The sequence below is a fragment of the Desulfosarcina sp. BuS5 genome, assembly GCF_028752835.1.
GTDB lineage: Bacteria > Desulfobacterota > Desulfobacteria > Desulfobacterales > BuS5 > BuS5.
The window spans coordinates 166,410-178,451 of sequence record NZ_CP087952.1 but is presented as its reverse complement, the minus strand read 5'-3'; the positions used below and the strand labels follow the sequence as shown (position 1 = coordinate 178,451).

The window sequence follows — 12,042 nt, the reverse complement described above, 5'->3', positions numbered from 1 at the left end:
ATGGCATGTTTCTTGATAGTTAAATACGATATATCAATTAAAAAAATAGTATAAAGTGATTTTTTTGTGACCAATTATCAACGGCAGAAAGGAGAAAAAAAAGTGGAGAAGAAGAAAGATTTGCTGGAAAAGGGAGCCCTGGTGCAAAGAGATGGTCAAACTTATGCAATTGTACCTCATATACCGGGAGGCTTATGCACACCAGAAATGTTAAGAAAGATTGCTGATGTGTCTGATAAATATAATGCCGCCGCTATAAAGCTGACAAGCGCCTCCCGGGTCGCCATTGTGGGGCTTCAGGAAGAAGATCTCGATAATGTCTGGAAAGATCTGGAATTATCACCCGGCGCGGCGGTGGGCCTTTGCGTACGCAGCATCAAGTTTTGCCCGGGCACAACTTTTTGCAAGCTTGGTAAGCAGGATGCGGTTGGACTTGGGATGAAGCTGGATGAATTATATCACGGAACAAAAATGCCGTCCAAGTTTAAAATAGGTGTTTCGGGGTGTAGAAATGCATGCGCCGAGTCCTGGATCAAGGATCTTGGCCTTGTGGGTGAAAAAAAAGGGTGGAAAGTTCTGGCCGGCGGCAAAGCCGCCTCGCAACCGACGATCGGCAGCCTTATTGCAGATGGCCTTGATACGGATGAGACCCTGGCTTTGATCGGCAGAATAGTAGAACGGTACCAGCAACACCCCAAAGCTGTAAGATTAGGGGTGGTTATAGAAGAGGTCGGTCTTGAGCAATTTAAAAAGGATGTGGGCGCAGCCTGAGCATTTTATAAGGTGTTTATTATTAAGAAACAGTTTTTCATTTGGGAACTTTTATTGAAAAGATTGGAGGCGTTGAAACTTTTCGCTAAACAATCAAGTCGTTGAACAACTTTACATGTGTCTTTTAATTTTTATCAGGGAAAGGAGAACAAAATGAGATTAAATAATGGTACAATAAAATTAGTCGGTGAGAAGGGCATTGGCGCCTGGAATGCTTATATCCAAAGCTGGTGCGATCTTGGAATTAATCATGTTCAGTTTAATATTGTGGATAATGAAACACTGCTCGCTGCTCAGGAAAAACCAGAGGACTTTGAAGAGATGATCGTCCGGGTTGCAGGTTACAGCGCACAGTTTGTAGGACTTAACAAAAAAACACAAGATACAATTATCGCAAGAACAATTCAGGAACTTTAATTTGGCGTTGCTTTTAAGGGGTGTTAAAAAGGGGAATATTTACATTTTTTTAACACCTTTTTCTAATGCTTTCTTCATGGGAAGCCAAAAAAAGAAGGGGGGAAAAATGGAACTAAATGATAAAGTAAAAGAAGTATTGACCAACAAAAACAGAATAAACATATTAAGCACGGCAAATAAAAATGGTGAAACTGATGTTGCTGTTTTTGGCTCTGCATTGCTAACCGAGAAAAACACAGTTTCCTTTGTTCTCAAAGAAACATCAAGGTCTTTAGCGAATATAAAAGAAAATCCATATGCATCGTGCTTGGTTCTTTTACCGGCGGCCGGTGCTAAGGGATTTCAGGTCAAAGGCCACCGCTTCTACCTTAAATGAATTTTATGGAAAGATCTCGAAATCCGGTTTATCTACAGGAAAGAGCAGGTGGGGAAACAGTTGGATGGGAACAATCCTTTAATGTTGATCGTAAAGCTAAAGACACTGAAAAGTCAAAACCGAATGCCTATGTTGTAATTTTTGATATTATTGAGACCAGACCAATTGTTGCTGCAGGGAAAAAGTCCGAATAGATTACATCTGGTATCTTGGTGTTATTTTACAAAGTAATTGCAGACAGCAAGCATAACACGCAGTAAACTCTCAAGAAGTTCGATCATCCCTGTCGTTACCCCAAATTTCTGAGAAGTTACAACACGCACATGGGAAAAGTGTATGGGGGAAAATGGGGGCAATATGAAAAAGTTATTTTATAACCCTCGTTTCCAGGCAGAGCCTGGGAGCGAGGGAAAAAGGGTGGAAAGTCCTGGCCGGCGGCAAAGCCGCATCACAACCGGCGATTGGCAGCCTTATTGCAGATGGCCTTGGTACAGATGAGACCCTGGCTTTAGGGGAATAGCAGAACGGTACCGGCAGCACCCCAAAGCTGTAAGATTAGGGATGGTTATAGAAGAGGTCGGTTTTGAGCAATTTAAAAAGGATGTGGGCGCAGCCTGATACTATTAATTAAACTAAGGGCTCGCTCAAAAATAACTTTACATTTTAAGCGCCGATGCATCCCGTCTGGCTACGTTCCGAAAGCTCAGAAATATCTTGATATTCCTAAGCTTTCGCGCCTTGCCAGACAGGCGCCTCAACACTTAAAATTGCTAATTTATTTTTGAGCGAACCCTAAATCCAGTGAAATTATTTCTTTGGAAATATATATTGATGTTCAGGGCAATTAAATAATTGCAATTTATGGCCTTTAGATTTATAAGTACCAAACTTATACTTTAGCATCAAAATTCGGCATACGCTAAAGCTTTAGTACTACACTAAGAATTTTTCATTTATTTATACGATGAACTTAAACGAAATTGACCATTTTTGGGATGGTTACCATTATGTGATAGCTGAATGAGTTGTTTGTGGATTATAATGACAGCATAATTGTTTTGGTTGAGTTGCTGCCATGTATCCTATTTGGAACAATTCAGCAAGCAACATACCGAAATGCAAAGATAGTTCCCACAAATATTTTGTATATATCACAACGAATGGTACCATCCCATATTTTTTAAAGCTATCCAAAGATGAGCCATAAGGATATTTCGACAGGAAATAGTTATGATATCAACCGATGATGCTCCAGGGATCGAATGGATAAAGGAAAAGACAAAGGCCGCCGATTATCATATATCTGAACATATTATCAGGGACTTTTTGACCAAAAAGGTGACCATCCGTGAGATTGAGGATGCCATCGCAAATGGCAGGATAATCGAAATCCACAGGCACCCCGAAAAGGGAGCCTGTGCTCTATTGCTTGGCTATGCGGGAGAAAAGCCGATCCATGTTATGTGCGCTGATGATCAAGACGGCTGGCTGCTTATTCTTTTTGCCTATGTTCCGGCTCGTCCGATGTGGAAAGATCCCGTAAACAGAGTTAAAGAGGGGGGTAAGGGTATGGGTGAAAATTTAAACAAATGTTTTTTTTGCGGAGGTAAGATAAAACAGGTCAAGGTGGGCAATTTCGATTATCGCCTGGAAGGAAATCTTTATGTGGTCAAGAACATTCCGGCCGGTCTGTGCATGCAATGCGGTGAAAAATATATTACCGCTAAGGCCTCAAAAAAAATCAACCGTCTTATTGAGGAGGATAGATTTGGAGGAACCGAAGAGGTTTTTGTATTGAAGTATGAGCAATAACAAACTGTTTATTGTTAATAAACAGTTTGTCATTTTTTTCTTCAACATACATCCTTTAATCTGAAGTTCCCTTTTTAAAAAAGCACAAATATCCTGTCAATACAAATTGTTAGAATTCGCCTTGATGCGATCGTACTGTCTACACACGTATCGTCTGGAGCAAATCGAATGCTTTTTGCTGTTTTTGGTTACGCTTGGTGGTCATCGTATGGAAGGGAATTTGGGGGAATTGTGTTGTAATTCTTCCGGCAATCAAAACATCCGGCAAGAGTAACCGTTCACGGTTACAAGCGGCATAATTTCCTGTTTATAAATTGAATCTCAGGCCATCAACGTAAGGCGGGACAGCTACTTTGGTGGATTCGTCGCTTACGCTCCTTAATCCACCCTACGGTTCAAGAGCAACGTAAGTTTGTAGGGTGGATTAAGCGAAGCGAATCCACCGAAACCCGCTGTATTTTTCAACCGTTAACTATAATACTCCCCAAAAACTGGACAGTTGTTTAAGGTGTAAAATGAGTATATCCTGATCAACAAAAAGGAGGCTCATTAATGGGTAAAATTCGAAAAAATTACAGTGCATCATTCAAAGCTAAAGTAGCGCTTGAAACGGTTAAAAAGGAAAAGACGATTTCTCAACTATCTAGTGAATATGGAGTTCATTCAAATCAAATAAATCAATGGCGAAAGCGTCTATTAGAAGAATTGCCCGATATATTTTCAAAAAAGCGTCAAAAAAAAGAAAAAGACGCTGAAGAATTCCAGGCGGAGCTTTACCAACAAATCGGCCAATTAAAGGTCGAATTGGACTGGCTAAAAAAAAAATCTAACCTTCTCAATTGATATAAAGCGTCAATACATTGAGCCGAATCATTCTTTGATACCGGTAATGCGCCAGTGTGATCTTTTGGGAATAAACAGATCAACCTATTACTATCAATCCTGCAAAGATGAGAGCTATAACCTGGCTCTCATGCGATTGATAGACGAAGAATATACCCGATATCCGTTCTACGGTGTTGAAAAAATGACGGCCGTATTAAAGCGACAAGGGCACACTGTTAATCCTAAACGAATAAGACGTTTGATGCGGCTTATGGGACTTGAAGCTATATATCCAAAACCAAATTTGAGCAAAGCATCAAAAGAGCATAAAATTTATCCATACTTGCTGCGAGGCGTTTCCATTGAGCAAGTTGACCAGGTGTGGTCAACGGATATTACCTATATCCGTTTGAATTCAGGTTTTATCTATCTTGTAGCAGTGATAGACTGGTTTAGTCGGTATGTCCTGAGCTACGAATTTTCAACCACATTGGATAAGGATTTTTGTATAAAAGCCTTACAGGGTGCCTTAAAAATTGCAAAACCTAAGATTTTTAACACGGATCAAGGCAGTCAGTTTACCAGTGATGCCTTTACCGGCGTTTTAAAAAAAGCCGATGTGAAGATCAGCATGGACGGCCGGGGCCGTGCTCTGGATAACATTTTCGTAGAGCGCCTTTGGCGTACCGTGAAATATGAACGTGTTTATCTTCACAATTATGAGACCGTCAGGGAGGCTATTCAAAACATTGGAGAATATTTTGGCTTTTACAATAATGAACGACTCCATCAATCTTTGGATTACCAGACCCCGGCAGAGATATATTTTAAAACTTTTCCAGGGTAATTTCAGAACCACTTTGTATAATTAATTAGAATACCATTAAGTCGTATTGATATTATAAAAAATGTTTCCTGCTGCAAACAAGATAAAAGCGTACTATCCAACACATAATCAGTTGGTAGTAGAGTTTGTTTGAATATTGCATAACGCTAATCAAATATATAGCGTATTTTTAGGATGATTTTTTGAATAGCGTTGCACTTAATTCAACATACTATATGTTTTGGAGGTAAAAAAATGAGAGGAGGAAAACGTGCAGGGGCTGGTCGAAAAAAGAAACCAGACCATTTGAAACGAGAGCTTGTGACAATTAGATTACCACAGTGGATGATTTCACAGCTCAAGAGGAATGGTCAAATTGGTTATTTAATTGAGAGTCAATTGGCGAAAAAAGATTTTTTGAATTTGCCGGATGATTACGAAATTGATAGTTAAGATCGGACAAATTAAAGGAAGTAACAGGCAAGATTTATCAGCAATGGTGATCAATGTGAGGTTGTAAAAATAATATATTTTGGTGAATGCCCTATTCAACGTGCGGCATAAGTTATAAACATATTAATATTGAATTTTAACAGTATGTTAATGAGATACAAAAAAGTTATAAACATTTTATCAATAAGTTATGAACATTTTAGAATGGTATTATTATTTATTAAATCAATTAGTTAAGTTGTTTATGAACATTTTTATGATAAACAGAAACATATTTTTTTTATTTACTATTATTTTTTTAATTTTCAGGATTATTTATAGCTCAAAAGCGCACCTTAAAAAACCTTGTTTTTTGTCTTGACAATGGGGAGTACCTTAAACTGTGAACCTATAACCGTGAACGGTTACAATTAGTTAATCAGGTGTTTTCCGAAAAGGAGGTATCACTATGAAGTATGTATTTTTCTTAATGATTGCAGGTTTCATAGCAACAGGCTTTCTGTGTGTAGAACCGGCCATGGCGGAATGGAGTGACCATTACTCTCGCAAGTCTTCCGCTAAAAACTCTGCTTCAACTACGCTTAAATATGGAGGTACTTACGGTCAGGCAGGTCAGAACTATATCAACAACCGCGACAACTGGAAGGTTCCGAAAAAAACAGGACAAGGAGACCAAAAATCGCAAATGACTCCTGAAGAAAAGGCCAAATATAATCGGATTATGCAAAAAACGAATCGTTTGCTTAATGATATTTATAATAAGCCTCACCAATTCGGCCCGCACCAGAAACAAATAAGTTCTGACCAGAAGGCGGAATATAATCGAGTAATGCAGCAGAGTGCTGATCTTATCAAGCAGATCGAAAGCGACCCAATGCTCAAGTAATAAAAACAGAGAAACGGCGAGGCTATGTTTCAACTTTTGACACTTGAAAACATGCAGTCAAATGTTGAGACCTGACCCTGCGTCCCTATGCAAGAGTAACCTCCAAGATTCCATCTTCTAATTTTTGTAAACAAACTGCATTTTTCCTGAACCGATGGAAATCATATCAAACTCTTGTAGCTGGACGGATCCGGTCATAGTATCACCATTCACTTTCGGCTTGTTCATACCCTCAACATAGCTTAAGAAATAACCGCCTGGTCGCTTGCTTATGGTAGCTGCTGTCTTGCCTGTCAGCAACCCTCCGACAATAATGTCACTATCACCGGCCTTGCCTATTCTTGTAATTTTTTTGTTTAAAAGTATCTCTTCCTTGTTTCCCGAGAGAATTGAAAGGGTACCCTCTTTGTTTTCAAGTTTTTCAGACTCGTTTTTGCCCATCATCTCTTTATACTTGCCTGTGTCCATTACCATAGTACGATCCATGTCGGCAACAGTCTCGTCGGGCTTGGATTCATTTGCCCTGTAAGCAAATGCAAGTGAATGCTTTCCTATAAGCACAACATCGTTGTTATTAAGATAATGGGAATTGATTTTCTTTTCATTGACAAATGTTCCGTTTTTACTCTGCAGGTCTGTAACTAGAAACCCTTCTCCAACCGAATCCACTTTGGCGTGGTATCCGGAAACCGCCAGATTGTCGATTACCACATCATTTTTATCATGTCGTCCGATGGTAATGTTGGTGCCTTTATCCAAGGCGAACTCTTTGATGACTTTATCCTTAAACTTTAATATAAGGGTCGGCATAGTAAAAAGATCCTCTCATTTTTTAAATATTTTTATTAACGGAATATTACTCAAACCACCGGCAATTCGCAAAAATAGTTTTACAATTCTGCATTTATCTTTTTTGCCTGTTTTGATTACTTTCACTACAATTACGGTAATATTGTCATCCCCCCCCCGCTTGTTTGCAATATCCACCAATGTATGGCAGGCTTTTGCGGGTGATTGAATATTTACCACGTCACGTATTTCTTCCGGAGAAACCTTATCGGAAAGGCCGTCTGAGCAGATTATAAAAATATCATCCTTAAAAGACTGGCTTTCACATATATCGGACTGAACGCTTTCGTTAACTCCGATCGCCCTTGTAAGGATATGCTTGTACCTGCTCTCAAAACGTTCCGCCTTGTCAGGATCCAGTGCAGCCTGTTGCGCCAGGACAGTATGCGGCACAGAAACAGTTTCTATGTCTCCGTTATGCACCAAATATATTGGACTGTCGCCTACATTGGCGGCAATGAATGTTTGATCTGTAAAATAGATTGCTGATACTGTGGATCCCATTCCGCGACATGATTCCTTTTTCTGGGCGCTGCTAAAGACTTCGTGATTGGCCTGTTCAATGCTGGAAAGCAGTCTTTTCGCCTCTGTTGACAGGCTTTCATCTTCAAGATCTGCGGTTTCCCCTTGAACGCCCTGAGGGTCACGCAAAAAGTCAGGGATTGTATCCACAACTATTTTGCTGGCGACCTCTCCGGCCAGGTGCCCTCCCATACCGTCGGCTACCATATATAGACTCAGGGTATCATCCAGGACAAGGGCATCTTCATTTCCTTTCCGCTTTTTCCCAACATCTGTTAAGCCTGCAGATTCAACAGCAATCATTGACGCTCCTTTTTTCTTTTATTTTTCGTCAAAATTTTATCCAGTTCCCGGCCGAGCTGTTTAATTTTTTAATAGTTTTACAAATAAGCAAGATATATGCCATATTGCGCCAAGCAAACGAGCTATAAATTTTCAGATAATTACCCTATTTTAAAATTTGGCACAAGTATAGCAGCAATTCTCATTTTGGGATGCTGTGGCACATCATATTGTAGTAATACTATGCTCCATAATCTATATATAGATAAAAATATGCCATAATTAGAATTGCTACAAGTATAGAGAGAAAAATCCGAGGGAAGCCTACCTGTAGTACCAATACTCAGGTTTTTACCGATAACCCAGTAGAATTGTTCATGTGAAAATCTATATACGGATTGTGAACAAAACAGACATTATTTAGCAAGTCCTATGTTTGGCATAAAATTTGCTGTCTATATTCGATATTCGAAAAATACGCCTGATATAATCAGCTCTTTCAAATTGATTGTCAATTTTCAGATAAATAATTTCAAATAGTGATTTTTTAATCATCTATAATACCGACAATTCGCAATTGAACATTCCGGTTTATCCGGGTTAGGGGTGGATACTTGTCTTATATACTTACTCAAAAACAGCTTGATGATATTGATCGTATCTTGCAAAAAGAACTTATGGAACTCGGCATAAAAAGCGTAATTCTCATAGATATGGCCGGAAATGTAATCGCCAACCTGGACAACGGGAATGTAGATCATGATGTCTATTCTCTGGCAGCGTTAGCAGCCGGTAATTTCGGAGCGGTTGCCGCCATGGCAAAAATTGTCGGGGAACAGGAATTCTCTTTACTTTTTCATAAGGGGAAAAAAGAAAACATACATTTCAGCAAGGTTCTGCCCGATTTTTTGCTTATAACTATATTCGGTAATGATGTCTCCTTGGGTTTTTTACGATTAAAAGTAGATGAGGCTGTCAGAAAAATAGCAAAACTACTTAGCGGCCCTTCTAACTGAGCATAATTTCAGTACAAAGAGATTAACACGGGAGGCGGTTAATTGAATAAAAAAAAACAGGGCGGTTTTCGCAGTGAATTTGAAAGTCGTATGAAAGATTTTTTTAAAGAAAACGAAATGTTTGCTGAGGGTGAATCTTCTTTGGATGGTTCACCATTGAAGTGGCTCAAAACAATAGTACTCTCTATAGACTGGGAGATTACTGATGATGTGTTGATAGAATTTATAGAACAGATCGACAGGTTGCAGACTACCTTTTATAGAAATGACAAAATTGTACTGATGTTTCTAAAGCTTCTTGGCTCTCTAGGGAAATATATCAAGGATAAAAAAGCAAATGCTCATCCGGATGCAATAAAACTTTTGATATTATCATATAAAAGTCTGGAAAAAATTATTATATCCAAAGACATTACTGATGTTGAGAAGAAAATCATCCTTGCCTCAAGGGCCAGGGATTTTTCAGAATTGAAGTCAAAAATGATACAAAAAGATACAGGGGCCGTAGAACAAGCCGAACATACCGTGGAGCCTGCGATCAAGAAAGAAATGGTTGAGCAGGCACATAATAATGATGATGATCTCCCTCCAGGAAAAGCTGTAATAGAATCTTTGGATGATATGAAGCATCTTATAAAAAACGAATTTAAGGTATTAAGGGGGTTGTTGATAAGTTTAAGATAATTCTTAATAAGGTAATGAAATTATTCAGGTGATAAGCTCTATAAATCAATAGCAATTGCTAAAAACAGATTAATCAACGGAAAAATAGAAGATTAATATTCAGTGATGTCCGGTTAGGTTTTTGCATGATATGATTTGTTTTTTGCCAATATTATTCCCCTCCATAGCTGTATCGGGGCTCTCTTGGCCATGAAACAATTCATTTAAAATGGTAGTTCGCAATTCTCTAACCCTTTTAATTGTGACTTTTTCATCAAAATATTCACGGCAGCGCAAAAGGCTTTAACCCGATCAGTCGGTCAATGCCCTAGTTAAAAAATGGACAGGGGAAATTAATCTTTCCGGTAATTATGGGGCTCATATTTTGCGGAAAACTTTCGGATATATCCAGAGGACAGAGTTCGGGGTGGGGTTTGAGATTTTGGCCAAACGGTTTAATCATACCAGTCCGGCGGTTACTATGCGATATTTGGGGTTGACGAGTAATGAGGTTAATGAGGTTTTAATGAATGAGATTTGAAGGACGATTCCGTTTTTGTAGTTTATCAAGAATAGCGTTTTTTAAAACAATTGATTTTATAAAAATCGCTAATTTTGATAAATTTATTTGATAAAAATGTTAAAAAGTGTTAATAGTTTTTTTATGAAACGGGAAATCTATGACAGATTACAAGATCTTATTACAGATCGAGCTGACAATGATGTGATTATCATTGAAGGTGCCAGGCAGGTTGGGAAATCCTATCTTGTGAACAGCGTTTTAAAAACCATAGGCAGACCGTATCTGGCTTATGACCTGGAAAAAAATCCGAAAATACGCCGGGAAATTTCAAAAACAGAAGATTTTTTCGATTTTAGCACCCTGATGACTGATAGATATAATCTTCAGCCCGGGTCAATCCTGTTTTTTGATGAAGCCCAGGAATGCAGGAAACTGGCAGAGTATGTCAAATCGTTTAAAGAAGACTGGCATGACATTAAAGTGATTCTGACAGGTTCTTCGATGAACAGATTTTTTCCTGCAGGTGCGCGAATACCTGTCGGCAGAATGAAAAGCATGTGTATTTTTAGTTTTTCCTTTTCCGAATTCGTCAAATTTGTAAAAGGAAAGCCTCTGTATGAATATATTCTCTCAGCGCCGGAAAAAACACCAGAGTCAAGACACATACTTTTGCTGGAGCTTTTTGATGATTATATGCTAATCGGAGGCTATCCTGAAGCTGTTAAAGCATTTAAATCAGGCAAACCATCATCTGACATTATTGAAGAAATTATTGCATCTCTTGAAGAAGATTTTGAAAGAAAAGAAGCATACCAGCCCGGTTTGTTTATAAATACGCTTCGCTCTGTAGCCAATCATATTGGAAGTCCGTCAAAATATACCCATATTGATGCAACCAAATATCATGCAAAACAGATTTTGGAAGCAATGAAATCCTGGCATATTATACTTGAAGTCTCTCAGTATTCTTTAGATCCCAATCACAGCGATTTTCTTCCAAAAAGATATCTTCATGATCTCGGTGTTGTAAATATGTTCAGAAGTTTGGCTGTTCCTGCGATTTCCTTGATAGGCACTATTGATCCGGGATTGAGGACACCACTTGGAGGGGTATTTGAGAATGCTGTTTTGTTAAATCTTCTTCAAGGAGCTTCGGCATTTAAATCTGTTGCCACATGGAAAAAAAGCAAACAGGCGGGTATTGAAGTCGATTTTATTGTAGCTATTATAGATGCAAGAACCCGAATACCTGTTGAATGCAAGGCCACGACGTCAATACAGAAAAGACATTATAAAAATATTATACATTATCTGGATTTAACCGGACAAAAATTTGGCATACTGGTTTCCGCCGCTCCTTATGAAAAGATAGTAGATAAAGGGCGGATCATTATCAATCTGCCAATCTACCTGGCCACCAGATCAAATATTATAGAATATTTTAAGAAAAATAACGTAAAAGAGCAGTTATATCCCACAGAAAAATTTAAAAAACAGTGAATGGGTTTTTTGGTAAATTCAAAACTACTTTTGATGTCACGGATATCCCTTGACATCCTCCACCGGACGGCTCAAATAATCGGCGTGAAACAGGCTTTGCAAGCGCCTTAGTATCCTTTGCGGGCTGCCCGCCCGTGAGGGCGATGATATGGCGGAAATTCAAAAATCGGTAACGGAAAACCTCATAAATGATCTTCCGATCCCGCTCCTGCAGGCGGATCTTTTCAACTGGAACTCGCCGGTACAGCGGCTTTCGTTTTTGTTTGGTTTTAGCTTCCATACCTTTTATATATTTATATTGCTCTACCCCCGAAAAGACAC

At 38.8% G+C, this 12,042-nt stretch carries 14 protein-coding genes; 11 read left to right on the top strand and 3 right to left on the bottom strand.

Annotated elements, in window-relative coordinates; translation table 11 throughout:
• Positions 1-102: 102 nt before the first annotated feature.
• From BuS5_RS00885 to BuS5_RS00850, 8 genes are all read left to right on the top strand, one after another.
• A complete protein-coding gene (locus BuS5_RS00885; RefSeq protein ID WP_027354236.1) occupies positions 103-771 on the top strand; it encodes an NAD(P)/FAD-dependent oxidoreductase in 669 nt (222 codons plus the stop codon).
• 117 nt (positions 772-888) lie between these two features.
• Entirely contained in the window at positions 889-1,188 is a 300-nt protein-coding gene (locus tag BuS5_RS00880) for a glycine radical domain-containing protein (protein WP_338000279.1), read from the top strand.
• A gap of 106 nt (positions 1,189-1,294) precedes the next feature.
• The gene (locus BuS5_RS00875; RefSeq protein ID WP_198012271.1) at positions 1,295-1,564 is read left to right on the top strand and encodes a pyridoxamine 5'-phosphate oxidase family protein; all 270 of its coding nucleotides are present in this window, start codon (positions 1,295-1,297) and stop codon (positions 1,562-1,564) included.
• 5 nt (positions 1,565-1,569) lie between these two features.
• A complete protein-coding gene (locus tag BuS5_RS00870; protein WP_157487410.1) occupies positions 1,570-1,758 on the top strand; it encodes a hypothetical protein in 189 nt (62 codons plus the stop codon).
• Positions 1,759-2,794: 1,036 nt separating this feature from the next.
• Entirely contained in the window at positions 2,795-3,376 is a 582-nt protein-coding gene (locus tag BuS5_RS00865; RefSeq protein WP_035265635.1) for a DUF4258 domain-containing protein, read from the top strand.
• Positions 3,377-3,928: 552 nt separating this feature from the next.
• Positions 3,929-5,048, top strand: a protein-coding gene (locus BuS5_RS00860) for an IS3 family transposase (protein WP_245266731.1) whose coding sequence is annotated in 2 segments (ribosomal slippage) — positions 3,929-4,201 and positions 4,203-5,048 — 1,119 coding nt in all. Because the reading frame shifts where the segments join, the coding sequence is not laid out codon by codon here.
• 234 nt (positions 5,049-5,282) lie between these two features.
• Positions 5,283-5,480 (top strand): hypothetical protein, encoded by a 198-nt coding sequence (locus BuS5_RS00855; protein WP_274427654.1) that lies wholly within the window; start codon positions 5,283-5,285, stop codon positions 5,478-5,480.
• Between the two features lie 448 nt (positions 5,481-5,928).
• Complete coding sequence (locus BuS5_RS00850; RefSeq protein WP_027353460.1) at positions 5,929-6,366, top strand: hypothetical protein; 438 nt, start codon at positions 5,929-5,931, stop codon at positions 6,364-6,366.
• 117 nt (positions 6,367-6,483) lie between these two features.
• Here BuS5_RS00850 and BuS5_RS00845 read toward each other — a convergent pair whose 3' ends face one another.
• Both BuS5_RS00845 and BuS5_RS00840 read right to left on the bottom strand, forming a co-directional pair.
• Positions 6,484-7,176, bottom strand: coding sequence for an FHA domain-containing protein (locus BuS5_RS00845; protein ID WP_027353459.1), 693 nt, complete (start codon positions 7,174-7,176; stop codon positions 6,484-6,486).
• A 15-nt stretch (positions 7,177-7,191) separates the two neighbouring features.
• A complete protein-coding gene (locus tag BuS5_RS00840; RefSeq protein ID WP_051374658.1) occupies positions 7,192-8,040 on the bottom strand; it encodes a PP2C family protein-serine/threonine phosphatase in 849 nt (282 codons plus the stop codon).
• A gap of 593 nt (positions 8,041-8,633) precedes the next feature.
• Between BuS5_RS00840 and BuS5_RS00835 the strand changes: the two genes are divergently transcribed.
• The 3 genes from BuS5_RS00835 to BuS5_RS00820 all read left to right on the top strand — a co-directional run bounded on the left by BuS5_RS00835 (position 8,634) and on the right by BuS5_RS00820 (position 11,721).
• The gene (locus BuS5_RS00835) at positions 8,634-9,035 is read left to right on the top strand and encodes a roadblock/LC7 domain-containing protein (RefSeq protein WP_027353458.1); all 402 of its coding nucleotides are present in this window, start codon (positions 8,634-8,636) and stop codon (positions 9,033-9,035) included.
• Between the two features lie 42 nt (positions 9,036-9,077).
• A complete protein-coding gene (locus tag BuS5_RS00830; RefSeq protein WP_027353457.1) occupies positions 9,078-9,719 on the top strand; it encodes a hypothetical protein in 642 nt (213 codons plus the stop codon).
• Positions 9,720-10,362: 643 nt separating this feature from the next.
• Positions 10,363-11,721: an ATP-binding protein gene (locus BuS5_RS00820; protein WP_035264782.1), complete on the top strand. Its 1,359-nt coding sequence runs from the start codon at positions 10,363-10,365 to the stop codon at positions 11,719-11,721.
• Here BuS5_RS00820 and BuS5_RS00815 read toward each other — a convergent pair.
• A complete protein-coding gene (locus BuS5_RS00815; RefSeq protein ID WP_027353455.1) occupies positions 11,708-12,001 on the bottom strand; it encodes a hypothetical protein in 294 nt (97 codons plus the stop codon). The two genes, BuS5_RS00820 and BuS5_RS00815, sit on opposite strands and share 14 nt — an antisense overlap.
• Positions 12,002-12,042 lie beyond the last annotated feature (41 nt).